The organism is Arthrobacter sp. FW305-BF8 (assembly GCF_021789315.1).
GTDB lineage: Bacteria > Actinomycetota > Actinomycetes > Actinomycetales > Micrococcaceae > Arthrobacter.
Window position 1 is genome coordinate 1,022,593 of sequence record NZ_CP084561.1, and the last position, 19,824, is coordinate 1,042,416.

At 62.7% G+C, this 19,824-nt stretch carries 17 protein-coding genes; 13 read left to right on the forward strand and 4 right to left on the reverse strand.

Annotation, left to right across the window (positions count from 1 at the left end):
• Positions 1-1,006 precede the first annotated feature (1,006 nt).
• Positions 1,007-2,086, forward strand: a complete 1,080-nt coding sequence (locus LFT45_RS04625) for an IS110 family transposase (RefSeq protein WP_236807032.1) — start codon at positions 1,007-1,009, stop codon at positions 2,084-2,086.
• 328 nt (positions 2,087-2,414) lie between these two features.
• On the opposite strand, the gene mftR is transcribed toward LFT45_RS04625, so the two are convergent.
• Positions 2,415-3,005, reverse strand: a complete 591-nt coding sequence (gene mftR / locus LFT45_RS04630; protein WP_236807033.1) for a mycofactocin system transcriptional regulator — start codon at positions 3,003-3,005, stop codon at positions 2,415-2,417.
• A gap of 113 nt (positions 3,006-3,118) precedes the next feature.
• On the opposite strand from mftR, the gene mftA reads away from it, so the two are divergent.
• The 11 genes from mftA to LFT45_RS04685 all read left to right on the forward strand — a co-directional run bounded on the left by mftA (position 3,119) and on the right by LFT45_RS04685 (position 13,243).
• Positions 3,119-3,232 carry a mycofactocin precursor MftA gene (gene mftA / locus LFT45_RS04635; protein ID WP_236807034.1) on the forward strand — a complete coding sequence of 38 codons (114 nt, stop codon included), beginning with the start codon at positions 3,119-3,121 and terminating at the stop codon, positions 3,230-3,232.
• A gap of 17 nt (positions 3,233-3,249) precedes the next feature.
• On the forward strand, positions 3,250-3,540 hold the full coding sequence (gene mftB / locus LFT45_RS04640; RefSeq protein WP_236807035.1) for a mycofactocin biosynthesis chaperone MftB: 291 nt from the start codon (positions 3,250-3,252) through the stop codon (positions 3,538-3,540).
• A 2-nt stretch (positions 3,541-3,542) separates the two neighbouring features.
• Complete coding sequence (gene mftC / locus LFT45_RS04645) at positions 3,543-4,778, forward strand: mycofactocin radical SAM maturase (protein ID WP_236807036.1); 1,236 nt, start codon at positions 3,543-3,545, stop codon at positions 4,776-4,778.
• 29 nt (positions 4,779-4,807) lie between these two features.
• Complete coding sequence (gene mftD, locus LFT45_RS04650; RefSeq protein ID WP_236807038.1) at positions 4,808-6,010, forward strand: pre-mycofactocin synthase MftD; 1,203 nt, start codon at positions 4,808-4,810, stop codon at positions 6,008-6,010.
• Positions 6,007-6,816 carry a mycofactocin biosynthesis peptidyl-dipeptidase MftE gene (mftE, locus tag LFT45_RS04655; protein ID WP_236807040.1) on the forward strand — a complete coding sequence of 270 codons (810 nt, stop codon included), beginning with the start codon at positions 6,007-6,009 and terminating at the stop codon, positions 6,814-6,816. Before mftD ends, mftE begins: the two co-directional genes overlap by 4 nt.
• Positions 6,817-6,833: 17 nt before the next feature.
• Entirely contained in the window at positions 6,834-7,142 is a 309-nt protein-coding gene (locus tag LFT45_RS04660) for a hypothetical protein (RefSeq protein ID WP_236807042.1), read from the forward strand.
• Positions 7,139-8,551, forward strand: a complete 1,413-nt coding sequence (gene mftF, locus LFT45_RS04665; RefSeq protein ID WP_236807044.1) for a mycofactocin biosynthesis glycosyltransferase MftF — start codon at positions 7,139-7,141, stop codon at positions 8,549-8,551. The genes LFT45_RS04660 and mftF overlap by 4 nt, the downstream gene beginning before the upstream one ends.
• A gap of 49 nt (positions 8,552-8,600) precedes the next feature.
• Positions 8,601-10,226, forward strand: coding sequence for a GMC family oxidoreductase (locus tag LFT45_RS04670; RefSeq protein WP_236807046.1), 1,626 nt, complete (start codon positions 8,601-8,603; stop codon positions 10,224-10,226).
• A 198-nt stretch (positions 10,227-10,424) separates the two neighbouring features.
• Positions 10,425-11,444 carry a zinc-dependent alcohol dehydrogenase family protein gene (locus LFT45_RS04675; RefSeq protein ID WP_236807047.1) on the forward strand — a complete coding sequence of 340 codons (1,020 nt, stop codon included), beginning with the start codon at positions 10,425-10,427 and terminating at the stop codon, positions 11,442-11,444.
• 58 nt (positions 11,445-11,502) lie between these two features.
• The gene (locus LFT45_RS04680; protein ID WP_236807050.1) at positions 11,503-12,375 is read left to right on the forward strand and encodes a helix-turn-helix transcriptional regulator; all 873 of its coding nucleotides are present in this window, start codon (positions 11,503-11,505) and stop codon (positions 12,373-12,375) included.
• 196 nt (positions 12,376-12,571) lie between these two features.
• Complete coding sequence (locus LFT45_RS04685) at positions 12,572-13,243, forward strand: NAD(P)-binding oxidoreductase (RefSeq protein WP_236807052.1); 672 nt, start codon at positions 12,572-12,574, stop codon at positions 13,241-13,243.
• Between the two features lie 128 nt (positions 13,244-13,371).
• Here LFT45_RS04685 and LFT45_RS04690 read toward each other — a convergent pair whose 3' ends face one another.
• The 3 genes from LFT45_RS04690 to LFT45_RS04700 all read right to left on the reverse strand — a co-directional run bounded on the left by LFT45_RS04690 (position 13,372) and on the right by LFT45_RS04700 (position 19,068).
• Positions 13,372-14,433 (reverse strand): aldo/keto reductase, encoded by a 1,062-nt coding sequence (locus LFT45_RS04690; protein ID WP_236807054.1) that lies wholly within the window; start codon positions 14,431-14,433, stop codon positions 13,372-13,374.
• 26 nt (positions 14,434-14,459) lie between these two features.
• A complete protein-coding gene (locus LFT45_RS04695) occupies positions 14,460-15,650 on the reverse strand; it encodes an amidohydrolase family protein (RefSeq protein ID WP_236807056.1) in 1,191 nt (396 codons plus the stop codon).
• A gap of 178 nt (positions 15,651-15,828) precedes the next feature.
• Positions 15,829-19,068 (reverse strand): 2-oxoglutarate dehydrogenase E1 component, encoded by a 3,240-nt coding sequence (locus LFT45_RS04700; RefSeq protein ID WP_236807058.1) that lies wholly within the window; start codon positions 19,066-19,068, stop codon positions 15,829-15,831.
• Between the two features lie 224 nt (positions 19,069-19,292).
• Here LFT45_RS04700 and LFT45_RS04705 point away from each other — a divergent pair, with 224 nt between their 5' ends.
• Complete coding sequence (locus LFT45_RS04705) at positions 19,293-19,583, forward strand: aldehyde dehydrogenase family protein (protein WP_236807059.1); 291 nt, start codon at positions 19,293-19,295, stop codon at positions 19,581-19,583.
• Positions 19,584-19,824: the final 241 nt, after the last annotated feature.

The window sequence follows — 19,824 nt, forward strand, 5'->3', positions numbered from 1 at the left end:
CAACACCCCCCGGATCATCAATGACAGGGCAAGAAAGTCATACCAGGTCCAGCGACCAAATCCCCGGCCTTCGGGGACGGAATAAATGTAACGGGGGGGAACTCTGCTGCCTGGTCTCTGCGACGGAGGCTTCCCTGGCGGCGACTTCCCTGGGCGGGAAAGCGGTGAGGTCTTTCCTGGCAATTTGGGACTATCTGAACAGCCTTCACCCATAGTGGCCACCTTGAATGGTCACTCCGGGGGTGGTCGCCAGTTTTACGGATGAAGAAGCCTCCCATCGCCGAGGGGACTACTACCGTCATCATGAGCCATGCGGGCGAGTAAACATTTCCGTGGCGCGGACGAGCCACTGTGGGATGTAGGGGGAGGTGGCCCGGCGATCACGGATACGATGAGTTCCATCGCCAGTGCGAAGCCCGTATACCGGATTCGGGTTGGGAAGGACTCCAGGACTGGGGCCAACTGAGTACCGCCTTCCCATCCCGTGCACGATCGCAGTGAGGACGAGGCCGAGTATGGGAAGAAGGTAGCTAGCCGCCCACCTGGATCAGGGCGAAGGCTTGATACGCTGGCACGAGGGTTCTACCGCGCAGGCGAACAGCATCGGACGCCGCATGAAGCCACACGTCTACAAAGTGAGCTGAGTTGCGCAAAGAGCACGCGAATTGTCGGCAAGCTGGCCGCTCCCTCGGCGACTCTTAAACGCCTGTGAGTCTTGATCGTGGCTGGTCCGGGACTGGCTGGCAGGATGGCTACTAGCCGCCCCGCCCCCGAAGATGTGGCTCATACAATCATTGACGTTTTTGAGTGTCTTGCTGTGGACTTGTCCATCTTTTGGGGTGGCGGCCGGTACCGTCCGGTCCACCTCGGTAGCTTGATCAGAAGATTGTCCACCCCGTGGCGGGGCGTGACCCATCACAGTGCTGTTCCGATGTGACTCCTACCCGGGCTGGTACCGGCCGTTGACGGCCCGTTGAACCATGTCCATCACTCTTGGAAAGGTGTCATGACCGCCATGTCCATCGTCGCTCATTCCCACCCATTTGTCGTGGGTGTCGATACGCACGCCCGCAACCATGTCTACGCGATCCTCGCAGCCACCACCGGTGCCCTATTGGACAGCCGGGCATTCCCTACCAATGCGGCCGGAATCAACCGGGCCATCAACTGGATAGCCCGCCGCACCGGCGCGGATGCTGACACCCTCTGGGTCATCGAAGGTGCCGCGACTTACGGGGCGATCCTGGCCGGCACAGTGGCCGCACATGGTTATCCTGTCGCCGAGGCGCCACGCATGGATGCCAAGAACCGCCGTGGCGTGGGTAAAACCGATGCCCTGGACGCCCACCGGATCGCGGCCGCAACGCTGCCGCTGCCCGTCGAGAAGCTGCGCCGTCCCCGGCTCAATGACGGGATCCGCCAAGCAGTGCGGATCTTGACCACCGCCCGCGGGGCCATGAGCGCCGACCGCACACGGTCGGTCAACGCGCTCAACGCCCTGGTACGCAGCAACAACCTGGGCGTCGATGCCCGCAAGTCCCTTACCGCCTCCCAGATTTCGGACATCTCTCGGTGGCGGCCCCGCGAGGAAGAACTGTCCCTGTCCGTCGCCCGGACCGAGGCCATTCGCTTGGCTAAACACATCCTCGAACTGGACGAGCAGCTCATGGCCAATGAGAAACAGCTGGACGAGCTGGTCAAGGTCAGCGAGGCCGCGCCCCTGCTGGAAGAGAAAGGGTTCGGGGCGATCAGCGCCGCGAAGTGTCTCACCGCATGGTCACACGAAGGCAGGGTTCGTAACGAGGCGGCTTTCGCCTCACTGGCCGGGGTGAACCCCATACCGGCCTCTTCCGGGAACACCGTCCGGCATCGGCTAAACCGGGGTGGCGATAGGGCGCTGAACAGCGCACTGCACATGGTCGCGGTGACCAGGATGACCTATGACGCCCAAACGCGTGAGTACGTGGAAAAGCGACGCGCTGAAGGTCGTACGGACAAGGAAATCCGCCGCTGCATCAAGCGCTACATGGCCCGCCGCATCTATCGGACGCTCAATGCCTCATCTGCAACAAAGAACGCGGCTTGACAGACATAGAAGAGTCGATAAGTGGGCTTTCGTCAAGGGGGCGTCCATGGCGGGGGAGATGTCGCGGCCACTTCCGGACCCGGCAGCCGCGCCTTCTGACCACCCACGAACAGGATGGGTGTTTCTCATCCCTCAACCGGGAAAGTGGAACCAGCCCAGTAGAAAAAACAGCAAATCGGGCAACCGAACATGGCGAGCACCCTAGCGTTCCCCTTGCCCTTTCACCCTGATACGTGCCGGACGCGTCGGACCGTCCTGCATCCCGCTGCCGATGATGCCTCCGCCGTACAGAGTCCTCCCCCTCACCGTCCCCGCGTTCTGCAGTCAGTTACTGAAGGTATGAACGCAAGGCATCCATTTCCATCTGAAGGATGACGGTCAGGTCACTGCCTGGTTCTAGGAGCCATTGCTCATAAGATGAGACTGCCAGGGCAAGGCTCACGTGCCCGGCCAAGCGTGGGACAAGCGCATCGGAACTCGTGCCGAGCCGGTCCGCCACATAGTCCTCGATGACACCCCTCCAGGCCTCGTAGCGAAGAGCCGAGTGGGCCTGCAGCGTTGGCGTGCCCAAGATCAGCCTCATCCTAATGCGGTGCTGAGGCAGAGACTGCTCGTCGAAGCGATTAAAGGCCACCACGCAACGGTGCACTGCCTCTGCTATCGGGACCTCGGAAGGGACGCTGGCCAACTGCGCGGCAAAGTCACGAAGGCTTTGATCGAACTGGCCCCATGGAATGTCGTTCTTGGACGGGAAATACCGGAATAGTGTGCGGCGCCCCACTCCGACCGCTTTAGCAATCTGCTCCATTGTGGTCTCGTCAAAGCCCTGCTCCTCAAACAACTTGAAGGCAGCCCGCTCGATGGACGCATGGTCCGTTACGGCCTTACGGCCGGGAGAGCGGTTCGTGAATACGGTCATCGTGAGAACAATTTAGCAGTCTCTTCACCCACCTCTATCTTTTTGGCGCTGAGTGCCATTATTCTGATTCGTACATCTCCGGGAACTACCTGGAGACATTTCACCGAGGAGAAATGATGGAATTCGTGAACCCGAACCTTGACCGTGCCCAGACCGAAGAAGTGGAACTTGTGGTCGAAGACCTTGTCGAGGATGTGTCCATCGACGGCATGTGTGGCGTCTACTGAAGTCCAGAGGACCGACCGTGGAAACAACCAGCACAGAGCACATGCTCGGCGAGGCTTGGGCGGTGTCGCCGGCCGTCGCCCTTAGGCCAGAGCCGTTCGGTGCGATGGCCTATCACTTCGGAAACCGCAAGCTGACCTTCCTCAAGAAACCCGAACTGGTCAAAGTAGTTCAATCGCTGGAAGAGAGCGCAACGGTACGTGACGCACTGGTTCAGGCCGGCGTTCCCGAACGGCAATGGGGGACCTATCTCACGGCCCTGCGCAGTCTGGCAGCAACCGACATGATCCGCGTACGCGAAGGGAATTAGCAATGATTGACAGCATCAGCACTCCGCTGGCACGCCCTTCCGGCGGGTCCTTGGTGGACCAGTTCGAATTCGGGCTGGACGCCCCCATCTGCCTCACCTGGGAACTTACGTATGCCTGCAATCTGGCCTGTGTGCACTGCCTGTCCTCGTCGGGTAGAAGGGACCCTCGGGAGCTGACCACGCAGCAGTGCGAGGCCGTGATCGATGAGCTGCAACGGATGCAGGTCTTCTACGTGAACATCGGTGGTGGCGAACCGACAGTGCGGCCGGACTTTTGGCATCTGCTTCAGTACGCCGTCGATCATCAGGTCGGCGTGAAATTTTCCACCAACGGCATCCGCATCGACCAGGAGAAAGCCGCTTTCCTGGCCTCCACTCCCTATGTGGACGTACAGATATCGCTCGATGGCGCCACCGCCGAAGTTAACGACTACGTGCGAGGCCCGGGATCCTACGACACGGCAATCCGTGCCCTGAAGAACCTCAAGGAGGCTGGGTTCGAGGACGCCAAGGTCTCGGTCGTGGTTACCCGGCAAAACGTCGGACAGCTAGATGAATTCAAACGAATCGCGGATGAACACGGTGCGACGCTGCGCCTGACCCGTCTCCGCCCCTCCGGCCGGGGCGCGGACGTTTGGGACGAGCTCCATCCGCTGCCCGAGCAGCAACGGACCATCTACGATTGGCTGATTGCCAATGGTGAAAATGTCCTCACCGGCGATTCCTTCTTCCATTTGGCTCCATTCGGCGAGAGCCTGCCTGGCCTTAACCTTTGCGGCGCCGGACGAGTCGTGTGCCTCATTGACCCGGTAGGTGATGTCTACGCTTGCCCCTTCGCTATCCACGAGACCTTCCTTGCCGGAAACGTACTAGATGAGGGGGGATTCAAGCATGTCTGGCGCCATTCCTCACTATTCAGCGAGCTCCGCTCACCGCAGACCTCTGGGGCTTGCACCAAGTGTGCCTTCTTCGACAGCTGTCGGGGCGGATGCATGGCCGCTAAGTTCTTCACGGGGCTGCCGCTGGATGGTCCGGACCCGGAATGTGTCCAGGGCTACGGCGAACAGGCGCTGGCCGGGGACCGCAGCAGGCCGCAGCCCAGCCAGGACCATTCGCGCTCGTCGCTGCCGAAACGAGTACAGCCCGTCATGGTCCAGCTCAGCCTCACCAGACCCGACGTCTCGGCGCCGCCGGTATCCGCCTGCGCCGCCAGCCCGCTGGCAGGCTTTCAGCCCTAGCCACACGAAAAGAATTTTGAAAGGCAACCATGTTTAAGAATCCCTGGGCGCAGAACCCGTGGTTCGAATCCGTCGCCGAGGCGCAGCGCCGGGCAAAGAAGCGCCTGCCGGCATCTGTCTACAGCGCCCTGGTAGCAGGATCAGAACGCGGCACCACCCTCGATGACAACACCACCGCTTTTAGCGAATTGGGTTTCGCCCCGCACGTCGTTGGTCAACCAGAGCACCGTGATCTGGCGACAACGGTCATGGGCCAGCACATCTCTCTCCCGGTCATGATCTCTCCCACGGGCGTTCAGGCCGTGCACCCGCACGGCGAGGTGGCCGTTGCGCGGGCAGCAGCCGCGCGGGGCACCATTGTCGGTCTGAGCTCCTTTGCGTCCAAGCCAATCGAAGAGGTCACGGCCGCCAACGACAAAACGTTGTACCAGATGTACTGGACGGGCACCCGTGAGCAGATGATCAGCCGCATGGACCGTGCCCGTGCCGCCGGGGCCAAGGGACTCATCGTCACCACCGACTGGTCGTTCTCCATGGGGAGGGACTGGGGCAGCCCGGAAATACCCGAAAAGGTCAACCTCAAAGCCGCGATCAGGCTTGCGCCCGAGGTAGCTCTCAAACCCCGGTGGCTGGCTTCCTTCGCCCGGGAACTGCCTGACCTGACCGCCCCGAACCTCGCGTCGGTGGGGGAGAAAGGACCAACCTTTTTTGGTGCCTACTACGAATGGATGAAAACTCCCCCGCCCACTTGGGATGATATCGAATGGATGGTCACCGAATGGGGTGGCCCTGTCATGCTCAAGGGTATCTGCCGGGTTGATGATGCGATTCGAGCGGTCGACGCCGGCGTCACTGCAATCTCCGTGTCCAACCACGGAGGCAACAATCTTGACGGCACTCCGGCGCCTATCCGGGTCCTGCCATCCATCGCTGCGGCCGTGGGTGACCAGGTGGAGATCGTTCTCGATGGAGGCATCCGGCGCGGCAGCGACGTGGTCAAGGCCCTCGCCCTCGGTGCTCGGGCGGTTATGATCGGACGTGCATACCTTTGGGGGCTGTCCGCGAACGGCCAGGCCGGCGTGGAGAACGTCCTGGACATCCTGCGGGGAGGGATCGACTCCGCCCTACTTGGACTTTGTGTGCCCTCCGTACAGGATCTCCGGGCGGAGCACCTGGTTATTCCTCCGGGCTTTGTCCGGGAGTTGGGCGTGCCGATTACAGTCCACTCATGAATGTCAGCCAGCACGAGCTATCCGACCTGGCCTGGCCCGACGTCTCTCACAAACCCGTCGTCCTTGTCCCTGTTGGCTCCACGGAACAGCACGGTCCACACCTTCCACTGGATACCGACACCGTCGTGGCAACCGCCGTCGCAAACGCAGTCGCAGATGCCCTTGCCCGGAGAAGGCCGGAACAGGTACTCGTAGCTCCCGCCGTGAACTACGGCTCCAGCGGCGAGCATCAGTCGTTCGCCGGCACCGCGTCCATTGGCTCTGTTGCGCTCCGGTTCCTGATCGTTGAACTTGTCCGTTCCCTATCCACCTGGGCCGGCCGTATCGTCCTCATCAACGCCCACGGCGGAAATATCGCCGCGCTCTCGGCGGCCATCCGCCAACTGCGGACAGAGCGGCACGACGTTGCATGGCTGCCGTGCATTGCAGACGGCGGCGATCTTCACGCCGGCTGGGCAGAGACGTCGTTAATGCTTCACCTCCGGCCCAACGCTGTCCGTCTGGACAGGTCCGTGGCAGGGGATACCCGGGCACTCGCTGACATCCTCCCTGCCCTGAAGGCAGGGGGGGTCGGGGCCGTCTCGTCCTCCGGGGTGCTGGGGGACCCTGCAGATGCAAGCAGCGCGGACGGCCGGCGATTGCTGGAACTCATGGTGCAGGACGCCCTGCACCGCATCGCCGTCAGCAGCGTGGAGGACAACGGCATGCTCGCTGTCGAAAGCCAATACAAAATTCCGGCTCTGCGCAAGGCAGATAAGCAACTCGGCGCTGGCTGCATACCGAACGCTCTCAGGTGCCGAGTATGACAAAGAAAGGAAGGCCGATGTCCATCGCCATCGCCGACCAATCCAGAGAAGGGTCTCTGTGGCAGTATCGAGCTGGCGACATGGTCGAAACCCACCGATATGAACAGTTCTACCGGCGCGGTCGTGTGGATGATGCGATACCGGACGGAAGTGGCCTATGGATTTCCGCGCAGGGTCCCATAGCTAGAGAGCTCATCTGGCGCGATGAGGGCTTCTCGGTCCGGATGATGCACGCGCACACCACCGAAACCAGCCAAGGGCGGCCTGAAGAGGGGGAGGAATATCCAATTGGGTCTCCGGGCGGATATCCCCGTGATCTGAAGTGAATCCTCCCCAGTCGCGGCTCCCCAACGGTTTCACCGTCCGCCTGAACCGCCGGACGAGATTCGCCGGGGCCGGCAGGGAACTGATTGGTGGATCACCGACACGTGTTCTTTACCTCTCCGAAGCGGCCAGCAAGATGATTGAGGGCCGAACAGCCGTGGTAACCAGCACCGGCACCGGGTTGTTGGTTGACCGCCTTCTCCAGGCTGCCATGGCAGATCCCGTCCTAGAATCGCTGACAGAAGTCGATACGGACTCTGTCACTGTAGTGGTGCCGGTGTTTGGGCGCCCGCATGCCCTGGCCAGGCTGCTGAAGAGCATCGGCCAGGCATACAGGGTCATTGTCGTTGACGATTGTTCCCCCGACCCCGCGGCCATCAGCGCAGTCGTCCACGAGCATGCCGCGGAACTGGTGTGCCTGCCCAGGAATGCGGGTCCTGCGCAGGCCCGCAATGAGGGCCTCCGTCGCGTAACCACCCCATACGTGGCCTTTGCCGATTCCGACGTTGTCGTCGCCCCCAACACCATTTCGCTCCTCCTCAAACACTTCAATGATCAACGTGTTGCACTGGTCGGTCCACGTATATACGGACTGGACAACGGCATTGGCATGAACTGGATCGAACGGTATGAGGAGGCCAGGTCCTCGCTGGATCTGGGCAAACACCCCGCCCCGGTCCGTCCGCGATCGCCCGTATCCTGGCTTCCGGGGGCCTTCCTGGTGGGGCGCGTGGACGCGCTGGGCGACGGATTTCGCGATGGCAGCAGAGTGGGGGAAGACGTCGATCTCGTGTGGCGCCTGGCGCAGGAGGGCTGGAGGGTTAGATTCGAGCCCGAAGCCCGTGTTTGGCACGAGCATCGGCAATCTTTGGGGGAGTGGCTGTCCCGTAAGGCCTTCTACGGAACGTCGGCCCATCCCCTCTCCCTCCAGCACCCAGAAGCGGTTGCCCCAGCCGTCTTCGCGCCTTGGTCGGCCGCGGTCATGGCCGTTCTGCTGTGCCAGCGTTCCTGGTCCCTTCCGGTCGCCGGCGTAATATGTGCCGGTGCCGCATGGCGCATATCCAGGAAGCTCAGCAGGAGCTCACGTCCCAACCGGATTGCCATCAGTCTCACACTGCGGGCAGTGATGGGCTCCCTCACCCAGGTAATGGCTCTGCTTGTACGTCACTGGTGGCCAGTTGCCGTTGGCGGAAGCCTGGTCTCCGGCCGCTTGAGGCGGGCCCTCGTCCTGTCCTGCGTAGCCGACGCGGCCTGGGAGTATTGCCGCACCAGACCGCAACTGGATCCCCTGCGCTTCGCCCTGGCCCGCCGCATTGATGACCTTGCTTACGGCACCGGTGTCTGGTTGGGCGCCGTCAAGGGCCGGTCTGCCCGGTGTCTGCTGCCGGACATTCGGAGGAATCCCAATTAGAACGTACTCCGCAGGGATCCTGCCCAATGATTCGCTCGAGTAAGGAACCATGAAAGCCCAGTATGACGTTCTCATCGTCGGAGCCGGCGCCGCGGGTGCACCCCTGGCTTCGCGGTTGAGCGAGGACCCACAGCGTTCCGTGCTGCTGCTCGAAGCCGGCCCTACCCCTAACAACTCTAAGGAATACCCGCCGGAACTGCTCAACGCCGGCACTGTACAGGGCGCCGCGCCCGGACACCCCAACAACTGGTCATTCAGCGGTTACCTGACCGCCGACCGGCCATACTCCATAGCGCGCGGCCGCATCCTCGGCGGCTCCACAGCGATCAGCGGAACGTACTTTATCCGGGCGCCAAAGCAAGACTTCGACCAGTGGTCGTCGGCAGGAAACGACGAGTGGTCTTGGAACAGGGTGCTGCCGCTCTACAAGCGACTTGAAAACGACCTGCAGTTCGGCCACACCACCAACCACGGCCATCACGGCCCCGTCCCCGTTTCCCGGCTTCGGCAAAGCCACCCGGCCACAACCGCCTTCGCCCGCGCCGTCAAAGAACTGGGCTTCCCCGAGGAGGCGGACAAGAACAACGGAGGTCCCCCTGGATATGGACCGATGCCAACAAACAGCATCGGCGGCCAGCGGATAGACACCGGCAGCGCATACATCAATCCGGTAAGGGGCCGACCGAACCTCACTGTGCAGGGAAACTCTTATGTACGGAGGGTGCTGTTTAATGGCAGGCGCGCTATAGGCGTCGAAGTCCTCCACGCCGGAGTCCTGACAACGATCGAAGCAGACGAAGTTGTACTTTCCGCCGGTGCGGTCAAAACGCCCCACATTCTGCTCCTGTCCGGCCTCGGACCGGCGGCAGAGCTGAAACGGTTTGGAATCCCAGTTATCAACGATCTGGCAGGCGTGGGCAGAGACTTCAGCGACCACCCGAACCTGGCAATCACCTGGCGCCCCCGGATCCCCCTGATCGACTATTCATCGACGCAAGCCATGGCCGACGTCCTCAATTTCACCGCCACTGGTTCATCATGGGTAGGAGATCTGGAAATCATCCAGCTTCTGAAGCCCATGAGTTACATGCTGACCGGTGTAGCGACGTCAGCAGGTGGGCGCCCACCAACCGGCGCGGCCAAGGCCTCAGTGGGACTGTCCCCGCATCACAGCAGTCACGGAGTGCACCATGAAGGGGAACTGGCCTTTCTCGTGTCATTGCAGGCCGAAACCTCCCGCGGGCACCTGTCCCTGGCATCAGCTGATCCCGAAGTCCAACCGCAAATCCACTTCAACTACTTGTCGACCGAGAGCGACCGGAGCCGGATGCGTGAGGCCGTACGGACCAGCACCCGCCTGCTGCAGTCCAACGCGTACAGTGCGATATTCCAGGAGTTCACCCAACTCGATGAAAACGCCCTGCAAAGCGACGAATTACTCGATGCTTGGGTCCGCGCCCATCTGGGGACGGCCCTGCATCTTTGCGGCACGGCCAAATTCGGTTCCCCGGAGGACCCCGCCACTGTGGTGGACCCATACGGCAGAGTTCATGGAGTAAAAGGGCTGCGCATCGCAGACACCTCAATTTTACCCACGGCCCCCAGACGCGGGCCGGCCGCCACTGCCGTCCTGATAGGGGAGCGAATCGCAGACTTCATGCGACGTCAATTGTGAACCTCTGACGATGCCACCCACCCCGGCCTAGCCCATGGCCGCTGCCCCTGGCTAGGAGCGCTATTGGTGCGGCTAACGCTGGGGGGTTCTCTCACGGCCTCCCAGAGCCTGCATCGGCAAATGTCTAATAGAAGTATCAATCTTTCGAAACAAATGGTGCACGCTCGTCGCGCGCAGCAGCAAAGCTAGGAGACTCAAATGCGTGGAGTTGTCATGTACACAGCCGGGGACGTCCGGGTGGAGGAACGTGAGGATCCGAAGATCATCGACCCGACCGATGCGGTCATCCGGCTGACAGCCACCTGCATCTGCGGATCGGACCTGTGGCCCTACCGCGGCATTGAGCCCGCTGACCACCAGGTAATGGGGCACGAATACGTCGGTGTTGTCGAAGAGATCGGCGCCCAAGTGAAGAACGTGAAAGTGGGCGACTTCGTCGTCGGATCCTTCGTCATCTCGGACAACACCTGCGAGATCTGCCAGTCCGGCTTCCAGTCCAAGTGCGTTCATGCCGAGTTCGTCGCGCAGATCGGCACCCAGGCAGAGAAGGCCCGGATCCCTTACGCCGACGGAACCCTGGTGGCCACACCCGGCCAGCCCGACCCGGACCTGATTCCGTCGCTGCTGGCCACCTCCGATGTGCTGGGCACCGGCTGGTTCGCCGCCGTCGCCGCCCAGGCCGGACCCGGCAAGACGGTCGCCGTCGTCGGTGATGGCGCGGTGGGCCTCATGGCGATCCTGGCCGCCAAGGAACTCGGCGCGGAGCGGATCATTGCCATGAGCCGGCACAAGGACCGGCAGGAGCTCGCCAGGTTCTATGGCGCGACGGACATCGTCGAAGAGCGCGGCGAGGAAGGGATCGCGAAGATCAAGGAGCTGACCGGCGGGCTCGGTGCGCACTCGGTGATCGAGGCGGTCGGAACGCAGGAAGCGTTTATGCAGGCCATCGGCGCTACCCGCGGCGGCGGCCACCTCGGCTATGTCGGTGTGAACTACGACGTCCATGTCCCGGGCATCGAACTGTTCTTCGCGGGCATCCACACCCTCGGCGGCCCCGCACCGGTGCGCCGCTTTCTGCCGGACCTGATCCAGATGGTCTGGGACCGGAAGATCAATCCCGGCAAGGTCTTCGACCTCACGCTCCCGCTCGACCGTGCCCCCGAAGGATACAAGGCGATGGACGAGCGCACCGCCACCAAGGTCCTCCTCACCCTCTAAACCAACAGGGCGGGGCCACTGCACCCCCTCCCTTCCTACTTAGGCATAGCGTGAAGACATGAGTAAGAAAGACGACATCCGGAAGTTCCTCGTCTCCCGACGCGCGAACGTAACGCTCGCGCAGGCGGGGCTGCCGGACTTCGGGGACGAACGGCGCGTGCCCGGGCTCCGGCGCGAAGAGGCCGCTCAGCTCGCCGGCGTCAGCGTCGACTACTACACCCGGCTGGAGCGCGGCAACATCCACGGCGCGTCCGAAAGCGTGCTCAACGCGATCGCCCGGGCACTGCACCTGACCGACGTCGAACGCGAACACCTGCTGGACCTCGCCCGCATCACCCCACCTATAACGAACGCCATGGAAAGAACGACGGCGGCCGTCACCGTCCGCCCTTCGGTCCAGCGGGTGCTAGACAATTTGGCCGTGCCTGCCATCGTCTACAACGCCCGCCAGGACCTCATCGCTTCCAACGTTTTGGGGCGGGCGCTGTTCTCGCCGCACTTCGATACCGACCGGCCCAACATGGCTCGCTTCATCTTCCTCGACTCCCGCGCGAAGGACTACTACGCCGACTGGCCGCTCGCGTGCAGCCTGACGGCCGCGATGCTTCGCTACGAGGTGGGCCGGGATCCGCTCAATGCCGAGATCACGGAAATTATCGGCGAACTCGCCACCCGCAGTCCTCAGTTCCGGAAGGACTGGGCCGACCAGGACGTCCACGAGCACCGTACCGGCCGGAAAGTCTACGGCCACCCGGAGGTCGGCGACCTCGATCTCACCTACGACGTGTTCGAGATGCCGGGCGAACCGGGACTGTTCATCGGCACGTACACCGCGGACGAGGGCTCCGAATCAGCGGACAAGATCATCCTGCTCGCCAGCTGGGCAGCGACTCAAGAGTTCGACGCGAACCGATATCAGCCCGACGCCTAGACACAACCGTGAGGTCTGGAATAGCGGGGACCTCCATGACCCGCTGTGCCACCGGGCTGTAGGAATTCACCAGGCGGCCGCACCAAGGCTGGCGAAAGGGCGGCACAGCGAAGGTGCGTTTCGGCACCCGAGCCTTCACTGGAATTGTCATCGTTCCCAAAATGACTATCTTGCAGACGGCAGAAAGGTAACCTCCATGCATGTATTGATCATCGGCGCCGCCGGTGGCATCGGCGTCCGCCTAGCCAAGGCCCTGACACAGAACGGCGACACCTCCACGGGCATCTTCCGGAATCCTGACCATCATGACCGGGTGGAGGCCGCCGGTGCGACCCCGCTCATCGGCGACCTGATTCACGATTCTGTGGATGAGCTAGCTTCCAAGATGACCGGGCACGACGCAGTGGTGTTCTCCGCTGGAGCGCACGGCACCGGTCAGGACCAGACGACACTCATCGACGGCAAGGGCTTGGAGAAGGCGGCCCGGGCCGCCGCGCAGGCCGGCGCCCTCCGCTTCGTGCTGATCTCGGCTTATCCGGAGGCGGCGGCGAACCCCGCCGGGATCAGCGAGGGTTATGCCCACTATCTGCGGACGAAGAAAGGCGCCGAGGTGTATCTGACGGGCACCGACCTGGACTGGATCGTAGTTCGCCCCGGCCACCTCCTCGACGAGCCCGGCGACGGGCTCGTCTCGGCTGGCCCCGCCCTGATGGAGCAAGATGTGCGCCGCGACAACGTGGCAGCTTTCATCATTGCGGCACTGCACAATCCCGATCTGAGCCGCTCGATCGTCGAACTCACCGACGGCACGACGCCAGTAGCCGACGCTGTCGCAGCGGTGGCCGCGTCGGTCGGGCCCCGTCGATAGCCCAAGGACCACACCATCACCGCAGGCCACCACCGCCGTCCTAGATGGACTGCGGGTGGACAAACGGGCTCGGGTCGTGCAGGGAAGTGCACAACCCGAGCCAGTTCTCAATATCTGGAACTCTCGACCTATCCCCGGCTGTTGCGCAGTGCTTCGTTGGGAACGATGTCGTGCGGGCCGAGCCGGTCTGAAGCGGACTTGGCGTGGTGCCAGTAAGGGTAGATCAGCGGTGGTGCGGATACCTTATCCAGGCGGTCGCACTCCTCTTCGGTGAGTGTAACGTCGGCGGCGGCGAGGTTGTCCAAGAGCTGCTGTTCAGTCTTGGCACCCACAACCAGCGACGACATCCCCGGCCGGCGCAGCAGCCAGGCCAGCGAGACCTGAGCGGCCGAGATCCCGCGTGAGTCTCCGATCGAGACAAGCTCGTCCACAATGTCGTACAGCGCGCCCTCGTCACGCACCGGTGGCTCATTCCATTCGGCGAGCTTACGGGATCCTTCCGGTGCCGGTTGCCCACGCCGGTACTTACCCGAGAGCAGACCACCAGCCAGTGGGCTCCAGACCAGCACGCCGACGCCGGCGTCCTCGGCGATCGGAAGCAGTTCGTACTCGGCCTCGCGTGCCTGCAGCGTGTAGTGAATTTGCTGCGAGACGAATGGCTGATACCCCTTCCGCTCGGACACCCCGAGGGCTTTCATCAGCTGCCAACCGGCATAGTTCGAACTGCCGATGTACCTTACTTTGCCGGAGCGCACGAGCGAATCCAGTGCTTCGAGTGTCTCCTCAAGAGGAACCTGTCCATCCCACTCGTGCACTTGGTACAGGTCGATGTGGTCGGTGCCCAGGCGTCGCAGGCTGGCCTCGCATTGGGCGATGATGTGATGCCGCGACAGCCCGCCGTCGTTGGGACCGTCAGCCATACCCATGCGCACCTTCGTGGCGACGAGCGTCCGGTCGCGGCGACCTTTTAGCGCCTTGCCCAGCATCTCCTCAGACGCGCCGTAAGAGTACACGTTTGCGGTATCGACTAGGTTCACCCCGTGATCGAACGCGACATCCAGCAGCCTTTTCGCTTCATCCAGGCCGGTGCTGCCGGCGTAGGCGAAAAAGCCCTTGCCGCCAAACATCATCGCTCCGAGGGTGATGGTGGAGACCTTCAGCCCTGAACGTCCCAAGTAGCGGTATTCCATAATGATTTTCCTTTCTCTTGCAGTAACTATTCGTTTTCCGGCATGCCCGGAGGTTGGAGCCGGAGCGTCCCGGTGAGTACATGTGGCCGTCCATCGCGGATACCGAGTACCGGTTCGAGCCGCACGTTCGCCTCCGTGACGTCGATCCGCCCCGCGGAACTAAGATTCTCGTAACGGACGGCGCCAGCCACCTCGGCAAGGACCGTCACATCGGCCCGCGCGCCGGGCAGCAAGGTGCCGTACTCGGGGTACCTCCCAATAGCTTTCGCGGCCTGACTGGTGACCCCGGCGATGACGGACTCTAGCGGCACCCCGGCGGCCAGCGCCTTCGACATGGTCACCGTGAGGCCGAACACCGGGCCGTCTGTAGACTGCTCGGTTAGATCTGTGGAGATGGTGTCGGGCAGCAGCCCGCGCGCACCGGCGCGGCGAAGCACGTCGAAGCTCAGCCCGCTATGACCACACCCGATATCTAAGATGACACCGCGTTGCTGGGCGGCCACCGCGCTCTGGAAATTGTCCTCAGTGTCGAAGATCGTGCCCTGGCCGGCCCCGTGGAAGGCATGAGTAACGATGTCGCCAGGACGCAACGCTTCCAGCACTTCAGTCAGAGGCAGGATCGGAGCGACCACGTGGATCATCACTCGCGTGCCCGTGCGCTTAGTGATATCCAGCGCAGCCCGAAAGGCCGCTCGCGCCAATGCCACGTCACCGGCGAAAACCCCATGTGAGAGGCGGATCTTGATGCCGAGCAGCACGTCAGGCCGGGCGGTCAGGACCTGTTCGAGTGAATCAAGGTCAATGTACTGCCGGTCGCGCAGTTCGCCGAGGCCGTAGTGGATGATCCCAACCGAGGACAGATTCACGAACGCCAGCGCCCGACCCAAAGATGGGTCGATCACAGAATCGAGCAATCCACTGACCGTGTATGCGCCAGCGGAGCCACCGTCAACGACCAGACTCACTCCGTCACGGAGACTGTGTTCTGCGTAGTCCAACCCAATCGGGGAACCACCCCGGTATATGTGGGTATGGATGTCGATCAGGCCCGGCGTAACCAGATGCCCTGCCGCCTCGACGACGTGGGTTCCGTTCGGTACCGAGGCGCCGGACGGAATGATCCGGTCAATCTTGCCGTCCGCGATGACCACATCGCACACCTCGTCGATGCCGGCCCCAGGATCGATCACCCGCCCGCCGCGGATGACCAGAGACATCAGCTTCCCTCTAACCGGAGCCGGAGGATGTTGCGGTCTCCTGTCGGCTGACTTGGTACGTTCGAGCACCGCCGGTTCCTTTCACTGAGTCAGGCGGTGCAGGATCGCTGCACCGCCTGACCTCCGTCTTTGGTTACTTTAGGCCCCTCTGCCCGGTTGGGCGAGGAGGTTCGAGTGGTTACCCGATGCGGAAGTCGACGGCGCCCGCCTGGGCCGCCGTCGCCAGCAGGCGTTCCTGAGCTGCTTTGTGCTCGGATGAGTAGCCTTCGGCGGGGGATGCTGCCTCCGGCCGGCCTACGTAACCGAGGCGGAACCGGCCCAGGCCCATTTTGAGCAGCTTGGGCAGAACGTAGCTCCATGCACCCATGTTCTCGGGTTCTTCCTGAAGCCAGACGATCTCTTCCAATTCACCCGCGGCGGCCACTTCTCGCATGACCTCCTCGTGAGGGAACGGGTACAGCTGTTCGATGCGGAGCAGGCGAACGCCTTCGCCCAGACGCTCCTTGGCCTCCACGCCCACCTTGCCGGAGCACAGCACAAGCCGGCGGGTCTCCTCACTGGGCGCCCCCGTAGCCAGGACCGGGTGGAAGGTGCCCGCAGTGAAATCCTCCACGCCGGACTTGGCTGACTCCGCCCTCAGCAACGACTTAGGCGTAAAGATGATGTGCGGGCGGGGTTCATCCATCGCGGCGGCGTTGACCAGTGCGTGGAAGTACTGGGCCGCAGTAGTGGGAATCAGGATGCGGGCGTTGTCGCGGGCAGCCAACTGGAGGAAGCGCTCCAGCCGTGCCGAGGAGTGCTCGGGCCCGGCACCTTCCCAGCCGTGGGGGAGCAGCGCCACGAAGCGGCTTTCGCGGCCCCATTTGTCGCGCCCGGCCATGATGAACTGATCGAAGATGACTTGAGCCACGTTTACGAAGTCACCGAACTGCGCCTCCCACAGCTGGAGGGAACCGGTATTCGTCCGGCCGTAGCCGTACTCGAAGCCGACGGTGGCCACTTCGGTCAGGGGGGTGTTCGCCACAAGGAAGGGCGCGCCGCCAAACGTCAACCGCTCGGCCTTGTCTCCGGTTTGCACATCGTGGACCACGATGTGCCTGTGGCTGAACGTACCGCGCTCCACATCTTCACCCGTAAGCCGCAAGGGGACTCCGGCCTGGTTGATGAGCTTAAGGGCAAGCAGCTCCGCCTGGCCCCAGTCAACCACGAAGTTCTGGTCACGCAGGGAGCGCTTCTTGTCGAACTGTCTCATCAGCTTCGGGTGGATGACGACGTCATCGCGGGACTGCTCAGAAACCTCGAGGACCTCGGAGACCCACGATGCGGTGATGGATCCCAGCTTGTCCTGGACATCGGGGCGAGACACGAATTCCTGCGTGACCACAGAATCGAGATCAAAGACCCTGGCTTTGTCCAAGGCTCCAACCAGATGTTTTTTGGCAGTGGCCCGAGTGTCAGCGACGTAGGTGTCCGTCACCAGCCCGGCCGCCGTCAGGGTGGACGCATAGATCTCGTGCACAGGTGGGTGCTCGTCGATGTCGCTGTAGTAGACGGGCTGGGTGTAGCGGGGCTCGTCAGTTTCGTTGTGGCCATGGCGCCGGTAGCCCTGGACGTGGATCACGATGTCCGTGCCAAACCGCTCGCGGTACTCAAAGGCGATCGTGGCCGCCATGAGATTGGCGTCAACATCGTCCGCGTCGGTGTGGATGACGGGTACGTCGAAGCCTCGAATGACATCGGAGGGCCAGGTCGTTGACCGGAGTTGGAAGGGAGTGGCCGTGAAGCCCAGCCGGTTGTCCTGGACGATGTGGATCGTTCCGCCCACGTTGTACGGTTCGAGCCGCTGCAGGTTGAAGGTCTCGTATACCACGCCTTGACCTGTGAAAGCGGCGTCTCCGTGCAGCAGGACGGGGAGCACTTTACGGCGCGCCTCATGCGGGGTGAGGCCCTGCGCCACGAGATGGTCCTGCTTGGCCCTTGCGGCGCCGAGGGCCACTGGGGACACAAATTCGAGGTGGCTGGGGTTCTGCTCCAGCATGACGCCCAGGGACGAACCGTCTGTGTCGGTGAACGTGCCGCTACCGCCCAGATGCTGCCGGACGTCCCCGGAACGCGCGAGCGGTGTCGAATGCGCGGTGGGCAGGAACTCGGCCAGGATCCGTTCCATAGGCCAGTTGAGGATGTGGGCCATGATGCTGAGCCGGCCGCGGTGAGCCATGCCCAGCACAGTTTCTGTGTAGCCCTTGCCGGCGGCCTGTCCGGCCATTTCGGCCAACGCCAGCACCGAGGACTCAAGGCCTTGAACGGACAGTGTTTTCTGCCCGAGGAACTGGGTCTGCAAGTACGTTTCGAAGACGTCGATCTCGGTTGCAAGCCGCAGCGCCTGCAGGCGGCGGCCCGAGGCGGGCTGTGGAGTTCCGTGCCTGATCAGGTCGGCGAGCCAGCTGCGGGCTTCCGGATCGGACAGGTGGGCGAACTCGACTTCGACGCCGTCGGGCAGCCAGGACCCTTCGACACGGGCCCGTACGGGCTCCAGCCGGGCGAGGGCTGCACTGGCTGTGCCGTTGAACTCGGCCAACCGTACGGCGCCGGACTGCGATGACGCCGGGAGGTCAAGCAGGGGGTCAGGCTCATTCTGGAGTATTTCCTGTTCCAGCTGCGCAAGAAACTCCTCCGACCGCAGGAATTTTTCTACGGCTCCTAAGAAGCTGCCGGAGTCTGCTCCCTGAATGGCACGGTGGTCATAGGTTGAAGACAACGTCAAAACGGGGTCTACGGGATGGGTGGCGGCCAGCTTTTCGAGTCCCGCGGGGACGCCGATGGCCCCAGCGGCAACGATGATGCCCGGACCGGCGGGAAGCAGGGGCACACCTGTTGTGGAGCCAAAACGGCCCGTGCTGGTGAGGATGAGGGACGCCCCGCGCAGCTTGGCAACGGCGATAGTGCCTGTCCTGCACTCCTGCGAGAGCTGGCCAAGACGCTCAACCAGTTCCGGGAAGGTGAGATTGGCTGCGTCTTGGATGACCGGCACCATGATGGAGTGCCCAGCCGAAGTTTCGACGTCGACCGCAACTCCGAGGTTGACGCTGCCCTCCTCCACAAGCACGAGATCCGAACCGTCATTTTCTATGCGGCGACGCACCGCAGCAACCTGATGCTGTGCGGCCCGGGCCATAGCGGTCGCGAGCACCGCTGCGATAGGAACGTTGAACCCCTGGTCGCGGAGCCTTTCGCGCCACTCCATGAGACCGGAGACCTCGAACGTCCTCATGGTCGACGCGGTTGGGACGCTGAGACTGGCCTCCATATTGCGGGCCAGGGCAGCGCCCCTGCCCCGTAGAACCCTGCGGGAGTCGGCCTCCGGCGTGGATCCGGACTGTGGCGGGGTGGAGCCGGAAGTACTGGTGTTTTGAAGCATCTCTTTATCTTTCGCGCGGTGCTCGTGTCAGTGCCTTGGGGAGTGTGGCGTGAAGAAGGGGCCAGCTAGGCATCGAAGATGATGTATTCCATACTCTCTGTTATGGATCGGCCTCACCAATACCCATTTGTGATAGGTCCATATCTCGCTGCTATCCCGTAAATTCAGGGGTGCAATTTTTTCGCCGCACCAGATGCCCGCATGCGCGGTAGCGCTGGCGACGGGTGCCTTGTGACCCAGGCCGTGACGACAACGGCAGCGACCGGGGTGCCAACGCAACAACCAGGGACATAGCGGCACGACGCCAGGCGAGGTCTGTCCCCCCGGGCTGGAGGCCAGCGTCATTGCGCGTCAATACCTACCGTTCGTTTCATCCGTTGGCGCCGTTCGGCGGGATGAAACCGAGCGGATTCGGTAAAGAGAATGGTTTTGATTCCGTGGCTATGTATGCGCGGCAGAAGGCTGTTGTTGGGATCTCTCGACAGAATGCGTCCTGCCTTACAGCGACTAAATAGCCAGTGGGGCTAGGCCGCTCCTGTATCCACAGGCACCCACGCTCTCGGCCTGGGGGTAGGGAGGGCGGGGGCGCCTTCTGGTGTCCCGCGGCCATTGGGGGATTGCGGCAGGACTACGGAATCATGCGCTTGTGCGCTTGTGCGAGTCAAACGAAGCACGCCACACATGCGTTGTCGCGGCCCGGAAGACCATGAAGACGTCGCGGCAACTTTACCGCTGGACGCAAAGTGGCTGCCGCGC